The organism is Neptuniibacter marinus (assembly GCF_965223595.1).
GTDB classification, from domain to species: Bacteria; Pseudomonadota; Gammaproteobacteria; order Pseudomonadales; family Balneatricaceae; genus Neptuniibacter; species Neptuniibacter marinus.
The window spans coordinates 1,352,931-1,373,502 of the sequence record NZ_OZ245004.1 but is presented as its reverse complement, the minus strand read 5'-3'; the positions used below and the strand labels follow the sequence as shown (position 1 = coordinate 1,373,502).

Sequence of the window (20,572 nt, the reverse complement as noted above, 5' to 3'; positions counted from 1 at the left end):
CTGTTAGAGAGACTTATGTTTTCATTTTTTGAAAAGCTGATTCCCGCTTTTCCTCCTGCAGAGCCTAGCCAACCACCCAAAGGCCTTTATGCGTTCTGTCGTCACTATACAAAAGGGGCAGAATGGCCATTAATAGCGATGTCTTTACTCACCGCTACGGTTGCCATTTTAGAAGTCACTCTATTTGGTTTTATGGGACAACTAGTTGATTGGCTATCAACTAAAGATAAAGCCACCTTTATTGAGCAAGAAGCAGATCAACTTCTGTTAATGAGCTTAGTGCCTTTGATTGCACTGCCCATTGCCGGTCTACTACATTCATTAATTACCCACCAAACTCTTTTGGGTAACTACCCTATGTCCATCCGTTGGCTCGCCCATCGCTATCTTTTAAAACAAAGCGTCTCCTTTTATGCCGATGACTTTGCCGGACGAATCTCAACAAAAGTGATGCAAACGGCGCTTTCTATACGTGAATCAGTAATGAAACTACTAGATGTCATGGTGTTTATCGTCGTCTACTTTTTTGCCATGCTAGTATTAGTCGCTCAATCAGACTGGCGCCTCACCTTACCTATGGCCATTTGGTTATTATTCTATGTAGGGATCCAAACCTATTTTGTTCCTCGCTTGAAAAAAATATCCACCGAGCAAGCAGATGCTCGCTCAATGATGACGGGACGAATTGTCGATTCCTATTCCAACATTACAACCATCAAACTGTTTTCCCATACTCAGCGAGAAGCTGAATACGCTAAAGAAGGCATGGATCTATTTTTAAAGACTGTCCATAAACAGATGCGTCTTGCCACAGGACTTAACCTTAGTGTGCAATGCATAAACCACTTGCTCTCATTTTCTGTAGCCTCACTTTCCATCTGGCTTTGGCTCGAAAATGCTGTATCTGTTGGTGCCATCGCTATCTCTATCGCCTTAGCTCTGCGGTTAAATGGTATGGCACACTGGATTATGTGGGAGATCAGTGCACTTTTTGAGAATATTGGCACAGTTGCCGATGGCATGAGCACACTATCAAAACCACTCCAGATCCAAGATAAAGCCCATGCAAAAGCACTTCAAATAAAAAAGGGTGCTATAGATTTTAATACTGTCAGCTTTGGTTATGGTGAAGAGAAAAAGATCATAGATCAGCTAAATTTAGCGATAAAACCGGGTGAAAAAATAGGCTTAGTAGGTCGTTCTGGTGCAGGAAAATCAACCATTGTTAATTTGCTTATGCGTTTTTACGATGTTGAAAGTGGCTCTATACAAATTGATGGCCAAGATATTAGAGACACAACGCAGGACTCCCTGCGCGCGCATATAGGAATGGTCACTCAAGATACCGCACTCCTTCATCGTTCAGTGCGCGATAATCTACTTTATGGTCGACCTGAAGCAAGCGAAGAAGAGATGATCTATGCCGCTAAAAAAGCGGAAGCACACGACTTCATTCTAGGCCTACGCGATAGTGCCGGACGTACAGGCTATGATGCCCACGTGGGCGAACGGGGTGTAAAACTATCCGGTGGCCAACGCCAACGGATCGCTATCGCCCGCGTATTACTTAAAGATGCACCTATAATTATCTTAGATGAAGCAACATCTGCATTAGATTCTGAAGTCGAAGCCGCAATCCAATCTAGCTTATATACCTTAATGGAAAACAAAACCGTTATAGCGATTGCCCATCGCCTATCGACTATCGCAGCTTTAGACCGCTTAGTTGTCTTGAATGAAGGGGAAGTACTCGAACAGGGAACCCATAACGAATTAATTCAAAAACAGGGAATTTATGCCCAGTTATGGGCCCATCAAAGCGGTGGCTTTTTAGGTGAAAAGTGATAATAAACTGTATGCTATAACCTTGTTACCTAGCATGCCCGTATCAGATAGGTACTCTCTATTAGATCTCTCTATTATTTCCAATCCTTCAGGCCATATTTAGCTAAAATGGTGGAGAGCTCTCCTGACGCCCTAAGCTTCTTTATGCCATCAGATAGAAGGTTTGCATACACTGTTGAACTTTTCAGTGCTGGAGAAAAAGCGATATACGCTTTTTCCCGCTGCACTGTGCCAGCAAATTTAAATTGATCTGCTAGCCCCAACTGATTTGCTGTATACCAAAACACAGGATCAGTTTCGATCATCGCATCAATACGATGTCTATCAAGTAATTTAATACCCTGAGATAACAAGTGGTAATTCCCATTGAGCATAGTGACTCTCTCAGCACCACTCTCTTGGATATAACTCCTTAACTCATCACCGTAGTCATAGCCTAAAATAGCCCCTAACTGCACACTTTTAAGGGATTAAACTCCCTCATAAGTCCAGTCACTATCTTTACGCACAAAAAAAGAGTTTCCCAAAACCGCCAACTCTTCTTGAGGATAGATGAACTGTGGAGCATCACTCTTAAAGCCTCCCATAATGGCATTAATATTACCTTTTCGCGTTTCTTGAATAGCACGCGACCAATTCATCTCTATATATTCAACATCATGTCCATGGTCTGAAAATACCCGCTGGGCAACCTCCACCATAAAACCAGGCAGTTCGGCACCTACTTCACAATTAAACGGACACCAGCGGTCTGCCGCAATTAATATGTGTTCAGCATAAGCCCGAGGCATAACAACAAAGAACAAACAAATTAAAATCAATATATGACGCATAAATATCAACAATTAGAATATAAGTGCACTAGAATTAGTATCCTATGTTATTAGAGTATACCGAATAGAACGATACATAGCCCAATCCCATTACCACCTCCCTTCTTCAATAAGAAGAGACCCCATTAGTCGACAAAATAGATATCTCTACCTAAAGTTAATTTAGGGTTAACTATCAATAAGCTCCTCTTTGGAATACCGCCAATCAATAGATTATTTTTAAATAGCCTTGATTAACTGAAATAGAGTGCAATAACAGACTTTCCTTGGTAAAAGGAGAAACGTAAATTCTACCTACAGCACTTCTGACTTATCCACGCCAAAATAACCGCTAGGCTTATACATTATAGGTATGCACCATGGGTAAAGAACGTATATCAACAGGCTGGCAAGAATGGGCCTTACTTCCAGAGCTTGGTTTAACGCCACTACAAACCAAAATTAACTCAGGAAGGCAAACATCGACCCTGCATGCCTTTATGACTGAGGAGTTTGAAAAAGATGGGCAGCCTCACGTCCGCTTTTGTATTCATCCAAAACAGAATGATCGGACAGAAGCTGTACTCTGCGAAGCCCCCATCCTCGGCAAGTTCGAAGGTACAAATAAGTACGGCAAAAAAGAAGACGATTATCTTATAAAAACGACGATTCAAATGGGGAACGAGCAGTGGCCTGTTGAGTTAGTAATTACCAACATGGATGAAATGACATTCCGTTTAGTGTTAGGCCACTCAGCAATTGACGGACGGCTCATCGTAGATCCTGCAGCCACATTTTTATTAGGTTCCTCCGATGATGTGACACACAATTCAAGCCAAAAGGCAGACAAATGAATATCGCCATCCTTTCACGTAACAGAAAGCTCTATTCAACTCGCCGTCTCGTCGAAGCATGCGAGCAGCGTGGCCACGAAGCTATGGTGGTAGATGCCTTAAGAACCTATATGGATATTGCATCAAATAAACCACAGGCTCACTTTAAAGGCGAACCACTACCCCACTTTGATGCCGTCATTCCTCGTATTGGCGCCTCTATTACCTTTTACGGCACTGCGGTTCTACGTCAGTTTGAAATGATGGGTTCCTACCCTTTAAATGAGTCAGTCGCTATTTCTCGCTCTAGAGACAAACTACGTACTATGCAGTTACTTTCCCGTAAAGGCGTAGGTATGCCCTTTACTGGATTTGCGAACAACCCTGATGATATAGGCGATCTAATCAAAATGGTTGGCGGTGCACCTCTCGTCATCAAGTTACTTGAGGGTACTCAAGGTATAGGCGTTGTCCTTGCTGAAACACAAAAAGCAGCCGAAAGCGTACTTGAAGCCTTTATGGGTCTAAAAGTGAATATTATGGTGCAGGAATATATTAAAGAAGCTGGCGGTGCCGATATTCGCTGCTTAGTTATTGGTGATAAAGTCGTTGCTGCGATGAAACGCCAAGCAATGGCGGGGGAATTCCGTTCCAACCTTCATCGTGGCGGCAGTGCATCACTGATTAGAATATCCCCTGCTGAACGAGCCACCGCAGTCAATGCAGCCAAAATCATGGGGCTCAATGTGGCTGGGGTTGATCTCTTACGTTCAGAGCGAGGCCCGTTGGTGATGGAAGTGAATTCATCACCTGGGTTAGAGGGAATCGAATCCGCAACTGGCAAAGATATAGCGGGTATGATTATTGATTTCATTGAGAAAAATGCAAAACCTCATCGAACAAAAACACGGGGTAAAGGTTAATATCTATGGCAGATACAACGTTTACCATTAACGGAGCAAAGGTCGCCCCAGGTACACGGACGACCATTGAGCTTCCGGCAGGCCGCCTCTACACCCATACGCCTATGACCATCCCTGTTCACGTTATCAATGGTAAACGAGATGGTCCTCGACTATTTCTCAGCGCCGCAATACATGGCGATGAGATCAATGGGGTTGAGATTATCCGGCGCGTGTTAACCCTACCAGCACTTAAACGTATTAAAGGCACATTAATCGCCGTGCCTATCGTTAATGTGCATGGATTACTGAGCCACTCTCGCTACCTACCAGATCGGCGCGACCTTAATCGCTCCTTTCCTGGCAGTGAAAAAGGCTCCCTTGCAGCGCGTATCGCCCACCTCTTTATGGAGGAGATAGTTTGTCAAAGTACTCACGGTATAGATCTACATACTGGCGCGGTACACCGTACGAACCTTCCCCAAATTCGTGCCAACCTGGATGATGAAGAAACCGACAAACTCGCACGCGCCTTTAATGTTCCGGTAATCATATCGTCCAACCTTAGAGATGGTTCGCTTAGAGAAGCCGCAGCGGAACATGGGATTCCAATGCTGTTATATGAGGCAGGTGAAGCGCTAAGGTTCGATGAGATGGCGATCAGGGCCGGCGTAAAAGGGATTGTAAACGTCATGCGCTCATTAGGTATGCTTCCCCCTTCACGAGGCACACGTAAATCCTATAAAGAACCGGTAGTCGCCCGCTCTAGCTCATGGGTACGCGCCTCTGAAAGTGGTATTTTGCGCGCACTTATCCCCCTTGGCGGTCGTGTCAGCAAAGGCACCTTACTGGGTGTTGTGTCTGACCCTTTTGGTGAGAAAGAAGCGCAAATCACCTCTCCCTATAGCGGCATTGTGATTGGAAAAACCAATCTCCCCTTAGTTAATGAAGGAGATGCGCTTTATCACATTGCCCGCTTTGGCGACATTGAAGAGATTGAAGCCAAAGTTGATGAGTTTCAAGAAGATCTCTCTGACGAACTTAATCGTTAATCTATAGGACGCCATAGTAAATGGTCACAACATATTGGAAAAAGAGCGGTCAACCTATGTTGATCGGCAATGAAGACCAGATAGCGGCTTGGCAAAACGATGCATCAAGTTTTATTTGGATAGACATCCAGTACACTGGGATGGATCAACAATGGGTTGGCGAGCTTCTCTCATCATTAAACTGCAATGCCCTTGCAGTGAAAGATGTACTTAGGACACGCCATCCACCCAAAATAGAGCTTTTTCAAGATCAAACTTTTATCTTGTACCGCGGTATATCGGACGTTATTAATGAGTTGGAATACAATCACCAACAGATCGGCTTTTTTATCAATGATCGATATTTAGTCACCGTACACCCTGAACACTCCATGGGGATAAGCCAAATTATCCAATCAGATTCACTTACAGATTATATAGAGGAGCCAATGCTACTGGCTCTAAAAATAATGCATAAGTCATCCGATACCTATCTATCTAATATGCTGAATTTTGAAGATGAATTGGGGTTACAAGAAGATGCCCTTCTAGCTGGTGAAGGAGAAAGGCATATGGCCGCTTTAGCAGGCTATCGGATAAAGCTTCTACGCCTAAAGCGCATATTTAATTATCATCAACAGATGTTTGCAGAATTCTGCTCCCACGCAAATGATGATAAAGCCTCATTTATTCAACTATCAAAGCATGAACACTATCTCACTGATGTTTATGAACGCTTTGAACGTATTTACAGTTTATCTAGCCTCTACTACGAGATGTGCTCGGATATGGTTGAAGGCTATATATCAATAAGCTCACACCAACAAAATGTCTCAATGCGCGTGCTTACAGTCATTACCGCTATTTTTGTACCGCTAAGTTTCTTAGCCGGTTTATACGGAATGAACTTTGATAATATCCCAGAGCTGCACCACCCTAATGCCTATTATGTGCTGCTAAGTACGATGTTTATCATCTCCTTTGCGCTCATTGTGCTATTTAAACGTAAGAAATGGATCTGATACGCTAAACTCATTCCACCGACTGATAACTCAGTCGGTTTCGCCCCTTATCTTTAGAGGTATAAAGAGCGGGTAGAATTAACGCAAACTCTTCACCACCATACCGCGTAACAACATCCGCCGGACGCCGAACATTATTAGCCAGTGCTTGCGCAATGCCTTTGAGACATTCATCACCCTTTATATGACCAAAGTGATCATTGTACTTTTTAAATTGATCAATATCGATCATAGCAACTGTCAGCGGCTCTCTTTCACGATACATTCGTCTTTGCTCAACACTTAACCGCTCATCAAATGCTCGGCGATTGGCAAGCCCCGTCATAGAGTCAATTTTCGCCAACTGCTCAAGCAACTGAATGGCTTGATGATAATTCAAATGTGTCTGTACACGTGCCGCTACCACACGTGGGTTAAGTGGCTTAATAATATAATCAGCGGCTCCCGCATCAAATACAGCCTCTTCAAAACCAAGCTCACTATTACTTGTAATAAATAAGACAGGGATATCAGCAGTATCGGGATTGCCTTTTAGTGTGCGGCACACCTTTAATCCATTAATGTCAGGTAAATCCATATCGAGCAGAAGAAGCTTAGGTGGCTGTGCTTTTATCATCGATAACGCTTGCCTTGCATCTAACGCAAAACGAATTCGTCCGATCTCCTCTAACGCTTTATTCAAAGCCATGATGACTGTCTTGTCATCATCAATAATAAGAATGTCTGGTAGTTCACCACTCTTAGGCTTGATCATATTACCCTTCAGCTCCAGACGTTTTTATAAGGGCAGCCATTAAAGAGACCGCCTGTTCAAAGTTAAGTTTCACCAAGCAATCATTCAGTTCGTTAAACCCCTTATGGCCCAAAGCCTCACGCAGCATGGCACTATGCTCTTCCACTTTAGCCAAAGCGCTTAAATCCTGCTCGGTTAACAAGGTCAGAATATCTTCTGCTACATCCTGTTTAAAGACAGGCTCTGACAAGTTCGAACTTAAGTGTGACTCCTGATTTACAGCGGAATCTTTCTCTTTACGCCTAGCCTCTATGAAACTGGAGCTCGCTTGCTGTAGTGTTTGTAATGCAAGCGCCAGTTCTGATAACAAGTTCATTACCGGCTCATTTTCAGCTCTTAAAGCCGTCTCAATCTCAGCAGCCAGCAACTGTATTTTCTCTGCGCCAACCATTCCAGAAACACTTCTCAATTTATGAACTTGAGATGCTATCTGCAAGCGCTGACCAGTCTCCCTGTTCTTATCAAAATCCACGGCTGGCGGAATCATAAGGTTGGCATGCTCTTGTAACAAGTTATCCAGCATATCTAAGAGTAATTGTTCATCCCCTAGTAGCATTTTTTTGGCTTGAGCTTGATTTAAACCGCTTATGTCTGGCCAAATATCCCGATCAGGCGCCGCCGCATTAATCGCTTCAATAGGTATATCCTTACTTCGATAAGCTTCTACAGATATTCTTAACACGTTGATAAGTTTTGATGGATCTATAGGTTTAGTAAGGAAGTTATTCATTCCAGCATCCAACGCACGTTTTTTCTCTTCCAGCAAAGCACCTGCGGTCAATGCAATAATAGGTTAAGAACTAAGACCTAGTTGATGACGAATGCGCTGCGTTGCCTCAAGACCATCAATACTTGGCATTTGTACATCCATCAGTACTGCATCATAGTCATTAGATCTATCTTGTAATCTTTCAAGGGCCTCCTCACCACTATTCGCTGTCTCAACCAACGCCCCGTTATGCTCAAGAATATGACTAACCACCTCTAAATTAATCGGGCTGTCATCCACTACCAACAAACGAATCCCCGGCAACCACCTTGCGCTGACAGCTTCAGTATGGGTGGATTGTAATACACGTTTAGCATTACCCGTGTGTAACGTCACCGCATCATTAATTGCATTAAATAGTGCCGAAGCATTGACGGGTTTATGTAAAAATCGATTTACCAAATGCTCCGTATCATGCTTTTTAATGGTTTCACTATCATGGACTGAAATCATTAAAATCGCTGGTAATTTCTCGCTATCCTCTTTGTTCGCAAGAATATTAATCGCATCTAACCCGTCCATCTCTGGCATCTGCCAATCCACGATCATAGCATCAGGTGGCCGTAGGTTTTCTTCTTGTCGTGTAACAAAAGATTGAATTAACTGCTTACCATTACTGACTATTTCAGAACGCCAACCTAAGGCGCGTGTTATTTCTTGCAGCTGCTTAGCATCATTTGGATTATCCTCAGCAATCAATACAAACAGAGCTCGGCTTTGATTCTCTTGCAGTATAATTTCGTCAGATGTTTGGACTTTCAATGGCAAACTAACCCAAAAAACACTTCCTACCCCTTCTGTACTTTCAACACCTAGCGTTCCGCCCATAAGGCTAACTAATTTACTGACGATGGATAATCCCAATCCAGTACCACCAAAACTGCGTGTCGTACTAGAATCCGCTTGCATAAAAGGATTAAATAAGCGCGTTTTAGACTCATCAGAAATGCCAATCCCTGTATCCAATACACTAAGACGTACGCTCACATGGTTATCTGGCAGGCCTTCTACTTCGGACTGAACTTCAGCACGAACAGAAACTTTACCTATGGTAGTAAATTTAAACGCATTACTTAGTAAATTAACCAAAATTTGACGAAGCCTGACTTCGTCTGCCAGTACCCACGAGGGTAAATTCGGATCAAGCTTACAAGTGAAATCTATATTTTTAGCTTCTGCCTGTACAGCAAAGACACTAGATACTTCCTCAAAGAACTCTGGTAAATCTAGCGGGCACTGTTCCAATGCCATTTCATTCGCTTCTATTTTCGACAAATCTAATACATCGTTAACAATACCCAATAGGGATTTACCTGAAATCTGAATTTTAGAAACTAGTCGATGTTGCGAGTCAGTTAATTGCTCCTCATTCAATAGATAGGTTAAACCAATGACTGCATTGATAGGTGTGCGAATTTCATGGCTGGTATTTGCTAAAAATGCACTTTTCGCTTCCGTTGCTTGCTCTGCATCACGTAACGCCTTTCTAAGCTTTGCCTCAATAGCAAGCCGATCGCTAATATCACGTACTGAAGCGAGTACCAGTAACTTCTCATCAATGTTGACGGTGTTTAAGCTAATCTCAACTGGAAACTCTTTCCCATCCTTTCTAAGTGCAAGAAACTCTTCATTACCACCAAAAGGCAGTTTTTCAGGCTGCTCCACATACTCCATGAGATGCACCGCATCTCCATCGTCTGCCGTAGCGGGTAATATTGTGTATATAGAAAGTCCTTCTAATTCAACGCGGTCGTAGCCAAACATACTCTCTGCTTGAGCATTGACTATTTTAATAATACCTATCTGATCGATTACAAAGGTTGCATCAGGCGCAGACCCTAGCAGCGCTTTGAAACGCAGCATCGCTTTGTTCCGTTGGGCTTCTATTTCTACAGCAAGAGCATTTCTTTGACGTATTTTTTCGTTTAGCCACATCCAATATTGAACAGCGAAAATTAAGAAACCTAAAATCAAAAACACACAAAGTACGCCGGCAATATTAAAGACGATTTTTTTTACAACGAAAAACTGAGAGATAACAGTATAAATTTCTAAACGACCTCCTTGAGTCTGCTCATCAAGCGAAAAACGACCTTGATCGGCTAACACATATCCTTTTTGCCCTTCAAAACGCAGCATATTAAAAGCACTTAATTTATGTAAAAAGTAGCTTCCTTAAATTCATTATCCCAACGATATGGATTCCCATATTCAAAAGTAAACGTTTTCTCTACATTAGGGTGGAGCAAAAAATCGCCAGCTTGATTTGTGATGTAAAGCTCGGACTCTACAGGTAAATTGGAGGCAAAAGAGTTTAAGATCCTGTCTGCACTGACATTCACAATAACAATAGCTAACGGCGTGCCATCCTCATTAAAAATAGGCGTTGAAAAACGCCACATCGGTCGGGCAGGCTGCTCGATTTTTCCGTATTCTCGGTTTAAATTAATATTTGAGACGTAAACCTTGCCTGCCCCCACTTGAAGTGTTTTTGCGATATACGGCTCATCACCCTTAAACTGAAGTTCTTCTTGAGCATATACCCCAAGCTCATCTCCATCACGTTGAACCTTAACGCTTCCTTTCCAACCATTTCTGGTCTCAATTAAACGCACTTGATGCACATCAGGAATGGCCAGCATATACGCTTTAAAAATGTCCGCCAGAGTACCGTACCAGCGATGCGATAATAAGCGTTTTTGTGAATCTACACCCTCGACTTGATCATTTAAAAGGTCAGAAATAGAGGGGGTATTAGCAAGAAATATCACATCACGCTTGAATTGAGTTGTTTCATTATCAAGCTCAAGAAGAACAGATTCTTTTACTTTTAGCAGCTCATTACTAACACTAGACAGGTGGTTTTTTACGATAAACCAGCTCGATACCGAAAATACAAAAAAGAGAAAAAGAGAAAAAGAGAAAAAGAGAAAAAGAGAAAAAGAGAAAAAGAGAAAAAGAGAAAAAGAGAAAAAGAGAAAAAGAGAAAAAGAGAAAAAGAGAAAAAGAGAAAAAGAAAAATATATGGCCCAGAACGATTAAATCTAGCACTCTTAAAAAAAATGGATAAGCTGAATTAGCTCAGACTAGATCTGACACATCATCTTGAAAAAGAGAGAGTTACCCGTTTTGATAAAGGTGTCGAATCTTAAATCAAAACAAAAGGTAACTCTCATGATCCATACTAACAATCCAATCATTAAACACAAAGCTGGCTTGCTGAATTTGGCAGAAGAGCTTGGGAATGTGTCCAAAGCATGCAAAGTCATGGGCGTATCACGAGATACGTTTTATCGTTATCAGGAACTTGTTGAAGAAGGTGGTATCGATAGCCTGATCAACAAAAGCCGTAGAGCACCGAATCCCAAGAACAGAGTGGATGAAGCAACAGAACAAGCTGTCGTTGCTTATGCCATTGAACAACCCGCTCATGGTCAGCACCGTACCAGTAATGAACTACGTAAGTCGGGTGTCTTTGTATCAGGTAGTGGCGTCCGTTCAATTTGGGTTCGACATAATCTTGAGAACTTTAAAAAGAGACTGAAAGCTTTAGAAGATAAAGTTGCTAACGACGGCATCATCCTGAGCGATGCTCAGGTTGCAGCGCTTGAGAAAAAGAAATCTGATGATGAAGCATGCGGTGAAATTGAGACGATACACCCAGGTTATCTGGGGTCTCAGGACACCTTTTACGTAGGTAACCTGAAAGGCGTTGGCCGTATATACCAACAGACCTTTGTGGATACTTACAGCAAAATCGCTTTCTGTAAGCTCTATACCACTAAAACACCGATTACTGCTGCAGATACACTCAACGATAAGGTATTACCGTTCTTTGAAGAACAGGAGCTTCCTATGCTGCGTATTCTTACAGACCGAGGAACTGAATACTGTGGTCGGGTCGATCAGCATGATTACCAGCTTTATCTTGCTATAAACGATATTGATCACACCAAAACTAAAGCGATGTCCCCACAAACAAATGGTATATGTGAACGCTTTCATAAAACGATCTTGAATGAGTTCTATCAAGTAACTTTCCGTAAAAAGCTCTACGAATCACTTGAGGAACTACAAAAAGATCTGGACGGCTGGATGGAATACTACAACAATGAACGAACTCATCAGGGCAAGGTATGTTGCGGTAGAACGCCAATGGAAACGTTGCTTGATGGTAAACGGGTCTGGGCCGAGAAGAATTTAGCCCAGATCTAAACTGACAGACACCAGATAAAAAACGGGTAACTGTCAGATCAAGTCTGAGCTACTACAGATAAGCTATGGATATCCGCTTTTAATATTTCATCGCGCTGATCCTCTCCCACCTGAGCATTACGCAATAAACTAATAACCAATAAACTACAAAATGTTAATCCTAAGCCAACGGCAATTACCCAGTCTATATTCCAAGGTTTTATCCGGTTAGTCGCTTTAGCGGTAGGGGTTAATTACATTTTCCAATGCTGCCCCATTACAAATACCTCTCTTACGACCTTACTGTCATCGAGAAACTGAGCGGCTGTATTATTTGAAGTAAAAAAAGCATCTTCCTTATTACTCAAAATAACGGCGGAGTTATCTGTGAGGGCATCAAGATTAGTCAAGACATCATCAATAATTAATGGTGCATAAGACCACCCCACCACCGCATCCTTACGTGCTTGCGGTGTATTTAACAGCGTATTATTTGAATAAATAGGCAAAAGTATAAGCACACCCCTGCGCGCTTTTTTATTCGCCTGAACCAAAGTGATAGGGTTTGTTATATAAACCCTATCGTCTCTAGCAGCAGCAAGTGCCGCCGAACGCCTATTGGCTTCAGAGCCAATATCTAATCCCTCAGCCTGCCTGTTCTTATATATAGGATAAATATATTGGATAACAAAACGATCTTCATCGTGAGGGTCTAGCGTTCTAATGGTAAAACCAGGCGCTCCATCCTGACGAGCATCGGCTAAAAAACGAGCCTCTTCTGACGCCGGAACTCGTCGAATAAAACCAAACCCTAAAGCCCCAGGAAACTCATTATTTATATCTAGGCTATTTGTGTAACGTTCAAATTGTTCCCTGCTAAGCTTATCTACCCCGACAGAAGCGATAGCACCTCGTGTACTACGTAAACCATACTCGAACTGTTGAAAACGCTCTTTAATAAGCGTTTCCGTCTTATCTGCAAGGCCATCCGTGTAGATTTTAATTGTGTGTTTATTATGATAATCAAGCACCCATGCGCTTAAAAAAGTCATCAAAAACCCCATAGACAGGAGAAACCACAATGCCGTAAAACCGTATTGGTTCAGTTTTATAAATTTCATAGGGAGTAATGACTCTTAATTTCCCCTGCGGGAATAGGTGGAGAAAAGTAATAAACTTGGAGAAAAGACACGCCTAGCATTTGTAAGAACTGCACTTGATCTTCTGTTTCAACACCTTCAGCAACAGATTTAAGGCCTAGACTTTGTGCCAAATTTGCAATTGTTTTAACTAATACATCTTGAGGCCTATCAATGCCCAATTCAGCGATAAATGCTTTATCTATTTTCAATACATCGATGGGTAATTCTTTGAGATAACTTAAACAAGAGAACCCTGTGCCAAAGTCGTCAATAGAGATCGATATTCCCAATTCTCGAAGACGTGTAAGGTCTCGGGTGATCTTATGGCTAGTCTCTAACATTATGCTTTCAGTTACTTCAAGCTCGATCATTTTTGGATCGATACTATATTCTTCCATCGCCTTTAATAAGAAAGACAAAAAATGGGAATCAAGAAACTGTATTGGTGAAATATTAAGGCACACGCGAATACTTAAACCGTCCTTACACCATATCTGCAGCTGAGCAAAAACAAGCTGAATCATTCTTTCGCCAAGAGGGATAATTAAACGTGTTTCTTCAGCAAGCGGAATAAATTCATCAGGTGGGATTAGATATCCATTGTTGCCCTGTATTCGGGCAAGGGCTTCAACAGCCTCCAAAGCCCCCGTCTGTGAGTTTACGATCGGTTGATATAAGGCGATTACCTTATGATCTGAAATAGCTGTTTTTAGCTGCATATAGTGCTGACGTCTTGCTATAAAGTGTAACTCCATATCCTTAGAGTAAAAACACAACCCCTCATGCAATGAATCACTTTTCGCCCGATGTAAAGCCGCATCTGCATGCAACATTAATGACTGAGCATCTAGTGAATCGTCCGGATAAACACTCACACCCATACTAAGAGAAAAGGTATTGATATCAGTACACTGTAAAACAGTTTCTATTACATTCTCTCTAATCTTCACCGCTAAATTAGCTAAATCACTTAGCCTTTCAAGTTCGGGAACTAACACGATGAATTCATCGGCGCTGTGCCGACTAAGTGTTTCATTACATTGTAGTTGGGTATTAATTTGTGATGCTATTGTTTTGAGCAGCCTATCACCAAAGTCAAAACCGAACTCTTCGTTAATTAACTTAAAGCAGTCAACATCGAGCATAATCAAACCCAACTGACAGCCATTACTTTGAGTTCGCTTCATCTCTGCATCAAGGCGTTCCATCAACAAAAAGCGATTAGGAAGATTCGTTAATTGATCATACTGAAAGGTATTAGACATTTTAATTGCCATTGCGCGTGACTCATTAATATCGCGAAAAACAATGACAGCACCTACTACTTCACCCGATTCTGAAACTAATGGAGAAGCACTATCTTCAACTGGCATCCAACGCCCATTTTGTTTCATCATTTGGCAGTTAGTTGCCATATTGGCAACACGGCACTCCTCAATACAAATACGAATAGGGTTAATATGTGAAGGGCCATTATCACCAACGCGTAGCGGCATTATCTCTTCAATCACTCGCCCTTTAGCCTCAGTCTCTGTTATACCGATCATATACTCGGCCGCTTTATTCATGTACGTCACACAGCCATTCTTATCCGTGGTTAGTACGGCATCACCAATAGATTCCAAGGTGACTTTTGCGTGTCGGTGAACCTGAACTAATTCGCGCTCCCTATCACGTAATCGAAGGTGGGTTCGAACGCGAGCAGCAACCACCTCAGGCCTTAAAGGCTTGACTATAAAATCAACCGCGCCTCTTTTTAAACTAAGTAACTGTTCCTCTATAGATTCATGCACCGTAATAAATATAACGGGAATATTACGGGTTATTTCATTTGCTTTTAACTCAGCCAGAACCTGATAACCATTAAGATGAGGCATCTCAATATCGAGCAAAATAACATCGGGTAAAATTTTAATCGCTTGATTTAAAGCAGATAAGCTATCCTGCTCAAAGAACACCTGCCCCATAGCGTTTAACGTTTTGTTTAAAATAGTGATTTGATTGGGGCATCATCATCCACCAATAATATACGGGGTAACCGACTGTTAGCTGAAAACATTAATACTCCATGCGAACGCTTTACTTACACATTGCTCTTGTAGACAAAAAACACTCCCTTTTTCGCCTTTTCACCCGACAACCTTGCGACACAAACTTACCACTAATATGAGAGTCAGCCTAGCATCCTATAAAACTAACTTATAACGCTGAAAGACACTGATAAAAAATTAAAACGACAGAATTGACAGTTGCCTATTACAGCGAGCCATATAAACTTAGCAATCGATATCTGGACTAGGAATAAATGCCTAACGACAGAGATCGGCTCACTTCCATAACTAATCATCTCCCTAGATATGCTTTACCCAATCACAATACATACTACCCCTTTCAACAGTAGTACACCCTCAGTCACCCCGCAATAAACCCCCTTCATTTAAACCAGCGATCTATTGAGTTAAGTACTTTTTACAGCCAGCACTTTTTCCTGAACCTGATAATAGTCCCAAATTGAGCTCTGTAGCTCAGTCCTCAAACGCGTCCCCTCATAACAGACTAGCTTAAAGACTCTCTAGCGACCTTACACACAGGCACTCCAGAATAACAAGCTTAAACCCTTAGAACAGGATGAATAACGATTCATTTTGTATCATTATAAAAAATAACTTGACCTTTCTCTTCATATGAATAACGATACATATCGTATCGTTATATTGAAAAATAAAAATAATCCTGAGCATACGCTCAAATATAAACCGATGAGGAATAAGTCATGCATTATCATGCAAAGTCACTAACGCCCTTTGTAACAGCCTTAGCTACAAGCACTTTTTTACTTACAAGCACAATCTCTGCAAACCTAGCAGCAGATGAGAAAATCCGCTGGAAAGTTCAAGCTGTTTTCGGCACCCATTTACCTGGGCTAGGTGATCCAATAAAACAGGTTGCAAAACAGGTAAAACAGGCAAGCGCTGGGAATATTCAATTTAAAGTTTACGAACCCGGAAAATTAGTTCCTCCTTTTGGCATCACTGAGGCGGTTAAAAATAAACAGCTCAATGCAGGGTATGCTTGGCTTGGCTATGACCAAGGGAAAATCCCTGCCGCAGCATTACTTTCCGCTGTTCCTTTCGGTATGGAACCATGGGAATACGCAACTTGGTGGTATGAAGGCGAAGGTAAAAAACTCGCAGAAGAGCTCTACGGAAAGCACGGTGTACACCCTGTTTTATGTAGTGTTATCGGCCCAGAGACAGCGGGTTGGTTCGTCAAAGAGGTCAAATCAATGGATGATTTAAAAGGTCTCAAAATACGCTTCGCAGGTTTAGGGGGTAAAGTCCTTCAAAAAGCAGGGGCATCCGTTACTGTAATATCCAGTGGAGAAATCTTTCCCGCTTTAGAAAAGGGGGCAATAGACGCATCTGAGTTCTCAATGCCCGCTGTAGATCAATTAATGGGGTTCGATAAGGTTGCTAAAAACAATTACTTCCCAGGCTGGCATCAAACGTTCACTGCATCACATCTTGTAGTCAATAAAGAAACTTGGGACGGTTTAAGTGAAGCCAATAAAGCAACCATAGATATGGCCTGCACAGCAGGTACATTTAGAGCCCTGACCCGTGGTGAATCCCTACAAGGTAAAGTCCTTGCTGGCTTCCCTGAGAAAGGCGTTACAGCCCATAAACTCAATGACGACATGCTCGGCTCTCTAAAAGCGCTGACCGATGAAGTGATGGCTGAAATTTCTGAGAAAGATGCAGATTTCAAAAAGATTTATCAATCTCAGCAAGCTTTCATCAACGAGTACAAACAGTGGAAGAAACTGGCGTACTTACCACGCGATTTCTAATAAGTACTTTTCAACACAAATCCTACCGCCCCACTTGCGATTAACCAACATAAGCTGGGGGCGGCTTGCCTAACAAACAGAATAAAAAGGCAAACTCTGGGAGAAATTATGCAACCTGAATCTAGCGCTTCCATTAAACACCTTGAACTTGATCCCTTGATTCATCACACAGCACTGCCTGAGACTGCGCTATCAAAAACGGTTGATCGTTTTATTAGAGCGATAGGTCATCTATTTTCTTGGACTTGGGTCGTATTAATGGGCGTCATCATTCTTAACGTGCTCATGCGTTACATTTTGAATGAAGGACGAATTGAGTTTGAAGAATTACAGTGGCACCTCTATGCACTCGGTTGGCTCGTAGGCCTCTCCTATTGCTTAGTCGCTGATGACCATGTTCGTGTGGATCTATTACATGATCGACTATCTCTTAAAACTCAAGCATGGGTTGAGTTAGTAGGTATCATCTTTTTACTAACCCCGTTTCTTATGATTGTCCTCTGGTATGCGATTCCCTTTATCACGTATTCCTATGAGCTGAGTGAGGTCTCGGAAGCACCAGGCGGCTTGCCCTACCGCTGGATTATTAAAAGTGTGCTTTTCGTAGGCTTTGCATTACTGACGCTGGCAACCCTATCACGTCTTTCCAAAGTTATCTCTTTACTGTTTTACCCAAAAGAGACGACTCGCCCACTCACAACAAAGGCTTAGGAACTCACATGGAAATTAATGAAATTCTTGCACTTACCATGTTTGGTACGTTTATTTTCTTACTCTTCACCGGTTTCCCTGTGGCATGGGTAATGGGCGGGGTTGCAATTGTTTTTGCGGCGATAGCAATGTTTGCTGATGCACAATTTGACGCATTCATTGGAATTGATTGGAACTATCTCTCGATTATAGTCCCCCGCATTTGGTCGGTAATGACAAATTGGGTACTCGTAGCTTTACCTATGTTTATCTTTATGGGTTTCATGCTTGATCGTTCTGGCGTAGCTGAAGACCTAATGAGCAATCTATCGCGCCTTTTTGGACGTGTACGTGGCGGGCTGGCAGTAACGGTGACCTTTGTCGGCTTATTGCTTGCAGCATCAACCGGAATCATTGGCGCATCCGTTGTGTTACTGGCGACCTTAGGTATACCGTTGATGATGCGCGAAGGGTATAGCAAGGAGCTGGCATGTGGAACTGTTTGCTCAACAGGTACACTGGGTATTCTTATTCCCCCCAGTATTATGCTAGTTATGATGGGCGACCGTATCGGCTTATCTGTAGGGGACCTATTTTTAGGAGCGCTTTTCCCTGGGTTGCTACTGGCGGGGCTCTATGTCACCTACATATTGCTACATAGTTATTTTAAACCACTATCCGCTCCCCTATCTGAAAGCGCCGAAAAAGTATCTATACGCATTTTACTAAATGTTATTTGGACTGTTTTGCCTACTGCCGGCCTTATTCTCGCTGTACTCGGCTCTATTTTCTTCGGTATAGCAACACCGACAGAAGCATCAGGGGTCGGTGCTTTTGGAGCCACTTTATTAGCTCTAAGTAAGGGACGCTTATCACTCAAAGTAGTTCGAGATGTAGGCCGTGAAACGACCAAAACAACCGCATTTATTTTTGCACTTTTACTCGGAGCTACCGCCTTTTCACTGGTACTGCGTGGCTTAGGCGGCGATGAACTCATTGAAGAAGCGCTAACCGGATTACCTTTTGGCCCAACAGGCATAGTGATCTGTATTTTGGCCGTAACGTTTATTCTGGGGTTTTTCCTCGATTGGATAGAACTCACGTTGATCATTCTTCCGCTGGTTGCACCTGTTGTAGCAAACCTAGGTTTTGATCTAGTCTGGTTCACCATTCTATTTGCCGTATGCCTGCAAACATCTTTCCTAACCCCACCGGTAGGCTTTGCCCTGTTCTACTTAAAAGGCGTTGCACCTAATGGCATTCAAATTGGCAACATTTACCGCGGAGTTATCCCTTTTATTCTGATTCAGATAACAGGCTTATGCATTGTTTTTTATTGGCAAGGCATTGTAACTTGGCTGCCTGCTATCGCTTACGCGCCGTAACCACTAATGATTTATGGCCACATTAAATTTCCATACATGGTTCTCCCTGTTTATTCCATCGATAGGAGTCGATATGTCTAATCAAATTATTCTGCCACGCATCATGCAAATTGGCGAAGGCGCAAGTAAAGAGCTACCTAATATTCTAACTAGCCTTAACTGCAAACGTCCTTTAATTATTACTGACAAAATGATGGTAGAGCTAGGTTATACCGGCACTATCACAGAAAACCTTGCTAATCATATGATGTTTGCCGATGTGTTTGACGATACCGTACCTGAGCCTACGGTCGCATCTATCCAAGCAGGTGTGAATGCTGCCCGAGACGGCGATTACGACTGTATAGTTGCCTTAGGGGGCGGTAGTCCAATCGACAGCGCTAAAGCGATCTCAATCCTAGCCCGATTTGGTGGAGAGATGCGTGATTACAAGTTTCCCCGTATTGTTAATGAAGAAGGCTTGCCTGTTATTGCTATACCCACTACCGCAGGCACAGGCTCAGAAGCCACTCGTTTTACAATCATTACCGATGAAGTCAGTGACGAAAAAATGCTCTGCGTAGGTATTGGCTTTATGCCCGTTGCTGCCTTAGTAGATTACAGCCTTACTTTGAGCCTACCACCTCGTATTACAGCTGATACAGGAATAGACGCACTAACCCACGCCATCGAAGCCTATGTGAGCCAAAAAGCCAACCCTTATAGTGATTCTCAAGCTTTAGCAGCCATGGGACTTTTAGCCCCTAATTTACGCACTAGCTATAGTGATGGTGATAATAAAGCAGCACGAGAAGCAATGATGCTTGGCTCTACGTTAGCGGGGATAGCATTCTCAAATGCCTCTGTTGCATTAGTCCATGGTATGAGCCGACCTATCGGCGCGGCGTTTCATGTACCCCATGGTTTATCTAACGCCATGTTACTTCCAACCGTAACTGAGTTTTCCATCCCTGCAGCACCGGAGCGTTATGCCGACTGTGCACGCGCCATGAAAGTCGCTAACGAAACGGATAGTACAGATACAGCCAACGCTAAACTATTAGCCGAACTAACATCCCTAAACGATCAACTTCACGTCCCCACACCCGCACAATTTGGAATCGATCGTGAACAATTTTTTAACTTGATGCCAACAATGGCAGAACAAGCACTGAGTTCAGGCTCACCTAACAACAATCCCCGTATTCCAAGTGCTGAAGAGATTGTTGCCCTGTACAAAAAACTGTGGTGAATAACCACTTAAGACAGACTTTAAAGACTTTTTATCATTAAAATAAGCACCGCTAAGCGGCTATGCAGAATAA

The 20,572-nt window shown here is 42.5% G+C and carries 19 protein-coding genes; 11 read left to right on the top strand and 8 right to left on the bottom strand.

Annotated elements, in window-relative coordinates:
* Positions 1-15 precede the first annotated feature (15 nt).
* A complete protein-coding gene (locus tag ACOQOE_RS06395; RefSeq protein WP_420555243.1) occupies positions 16-1,845 on the top strand; it encodes an ABC transporter ATP-binding protein in 1,830 nt (609 codons plus the stop codon).
* A gap of 74 nt (positions 1,846-1,919) precedes the next feature.
* Here ACOQOE_RS06395 and ACOQOE_RS06390 read toward each other — a convergent pair whose 3' ends face one another.
* Positions 1,920-2,219 carry a hypothetical protein gene (locus tag ACOQOE_RS06390; RefSeq protein WP_420555242.1) on the bottom strand — a complete coding sequence of 100 codons (300 nt, stop codon included), beginning with the start codon at positions 2,217-2,219 and terminating at the stop codon, positions 1,920-1,922.
* A 96-nt stretch (positions 2,220-2,315) separates the two neighbouring features.
* The gene (locus ACOQOE_RS06385) at positions 2,316-2,678 is read right to left on the bottom strand and encodes a transporter substrate-binding domain-containing protein (protein WP_420555241.1); all 363 of its coding nucleotides are present in this window, start codon (positions 2,676-2,678) and stop codon (positions 2,316-2,318) included.
* Positions 2,679-3,037: 359 nt separating this feature from the next.
* On the opposite strand from ACOQOE_RS06385, the gene ACOQOE_RS06380 reads away from it, so the two are divergent.
* The 4 genes from ACOQOE_RS06380 to ACOQOE_RS06365 are packed head-to-tail and all read left to right on the top strand — an operon-like array spanning position 3,038 to position 6,445.
* Positions 3,038-3,511: an ATP-dependent zinc protease gene (locus ACOQOE_RS06380; protein WP_420555240.1), complete on the top strand. Its 474-nt coding sequence runs from the start codon at positions 3,038-3,040 to the stop codon at positions 3,509-3,511.
* Positions 3,508-4,413, top strand: coding sequence for a 30S ribosomal protein S6--L-glutamate ligase (rimK, locus tag ACOQOE_RS06375; protein WP_067861822.1), 906 nt, complete (start codon positions 3,508-3,510; stop codon positions 4,411-4,413). Before ACOQOE_RS06380 ends, rimK begins: the two co-directional genes overlap by 4 nt.
* A 5-nt stretch (positions 4,414-4,418) precedes the next feature.
* The gene (locus tag ACOQOE_RS06370) at positions 4,419-5,444 is read left to right on the top strand and encodes a succinylglutamate desuccinylase/aspartoacylase family protein (protein WP_420555239.1); all 1,026 of its coding nucleotides are present in this window, start codon (positions 4,419-4,421) and stop codon (positions 5,442-5,444) included.
* A 20-nt stretch (positions 5,445-5,464) separates the two neighbouring features.
* Positions 5,465-6,445 (top strand): magnesium transporter CorA family protein, encoded by a 981-nt coding sequence (locus ACOQOE_RS06365; RefSeq protein WP_420555238.1) that lies wholly within the window; start codon positions 5,465-5,467, stop codon positions 6,443-6,445.
* A gap of 10 nt (positions 6,446-6,455) precedes the next feature.
* On the opposite strand, the gene ACOQOE_RS06360 is transcribed toward ACOQOE_RS06365, so the two are convergent.
* From ACOQOE_RS06360 to ACOQOE_RS06345, 4 genes are read right to left on the bottom strand one after another with little or no spacing between them, the layout of a single operon-like run.
* Positions 6,456-7,199 (bottom strand): diguanylate cyclase, encoded by a 744-nt coding sequence (locus ACOQOE_RS06360; protein ID WP_420555237.1) that lies wholly within the window; start codon positions 7,197-7,199, stop codon positions 6,456-6,458.
* A gap of 1 nt (position 7,200) precedes the next feature.
* Positions 7,201-8,004, bottom strand: coding sequence for an Hpt domain-containing protein (locus ACOQOE_RS06355; RefSeq protein WP_420555236.1), 804 nt, complete (start codon positions 8,002-8,004; stop codon positions 7,201-7,203).
* Between the two features lie 27 nt (positions 8,005-8,031).
* Positions 8,032-10,146: a response regulator gene (locus ACOQOE_RS06350; RefSeq protein ID WP_420555235.1), complete on the bottom strand. Its 2,115-nt coding sequence runs from the start codon at positions 10,144-10,146 to the stop codon at positions 8,032-8,034.
* A gap of 11 nt (positions 10,147-10,157) precedes the next feature.
* A complete protein-coding gene (locus ACOQOE_RS06345) occupies positions 10,158-10,778 on the bottom strand; it encodes a hypothetical protein (RefSeq protein ID WP_420555234.1) in 621 nt (206 codons plus the stop codon).
* 87 nt (positions 10,779-10,865) lie between these two features.
* Here ACOQOE_RS06345 and ACOQOE_RS06340 point away from each other — a divergent pair, with 87 nt between their 5' ends.
* Both ACOQOE_RS06340 and ACOQOE_RS06335 read left to right on the top strand, forming a co-directional pair.
* Positions 10,866-11,087 carry a hypothetical protein gene (locus ACOQOE_RS06340; protein WP_420555233.1) on the top strand — a complete coding sequence of 74 codons (222 nt, stop codon included), beginning with the start codon at positions 10,866-10,868 and terminating at the stop codon, positions 11,085-11,087.
* 94 nt (positions 11,088-11,181) lie between these two features.
* Positions 11,182-12,222 (top strand): IS481 family transposase, encoded by a 1,041-nt coding sequence (locus ACOQOE_RS06335; RefSeq protein WP_420553798.1) that lies wholly within the window; start codon positions 11,182-11,184, stop codon positions 12,220-12,222.
* Between the two features lie 233 nt (positions 12,223-12,455).
* Here ACOQOE_RS06335 and ACOQOE_RS06330 read toward each other — a convergent pair whose 3' ends face one another.
* Together ACOQOE_RS06330 and ACOQOE_RS06325 are read right to left on the bottom strand one after the other, a co-directional pair.
* On the bottom strand, positions 12,456-13,253 hold the full coding sequence (locus tag ACOQOE_RS06330; RefSeq protein ID WP_420555232.1) for a CHASE domain-containing protein: 798 nt from the start codon (positions 13,251-13,253) through the stop codon (positions 12,456-12,458).
* A 65-nt stretch (positions 13,254-13,318) separates the two neighbouring features.
* Complete coding sequence (locus tag ACOQOE_RS06325) at positions 13,319-15,310, bottom strand: putative bifunctional diguanylate cyclase/phosphodiesterase (protein ID WP_420555231.1); 1,992 nt, start codon at positions 15,308-15,310, stop codon at positions 13,319-13,321.
* Between the two features lie 806 nt (positions 15,311-16,116).
* Between ACOQOE_RS06325 and ACOQOE_RS06320 the strand changes: the two genes are divergently transcribed.
* From ACOQOE_RS06320 to ACOQOE_RS06305, 4 genes are all read left to right on the top strand, one after another.
* Positions 16,117-17,193 (top strand): TRAP transporter substrate-binding protein, encoded by a 1,077-nt coding sequence (locus tag ACOQOE_RS06320; protein ID WP_067861843.1) that lies wholly within the window; start codon positions 16,117-16,119, stop codon positions 17,191-17,193.
* Positions 17,194-17,301: 108 nt separating this feature from the next.
* The gene (locus tag ACOQOE_RS06315) at positions 17,302-17,904 is read left to right on the top strand and encodes a TRAP transporter small permease subunit (protein WP_067861846.1); all 603 of its coding nucleotides are present in this window, start codon (positions 17,302-17,304) and stop codon (positions 17,902-17,904) included.
* 8 nt (positions 17,905-17,912) lie between these two features.
* Entirely contained in the window at positions 17,913-19,268 is a 1,356-nt protein-coding gene (locus ACOQOE_RS06310) for a TRAP transporter large permease (protein WP_420555230.1), read from the top strand.
* 73 nt (positions 19,269-19,341) lie between these two features.
* A complete protein-coding gene (locus ACOQOE_RS06305) occupies positions 19,342-20,499 on the top strand; it encodes an iron-containing alcohol dehydrogenase (protein ID WP_420555229.1) in 1,158 nt (385 codons plus the stop codon).
* Positions 20,500-20,572 lie beyond the last annotated feature (73 nt).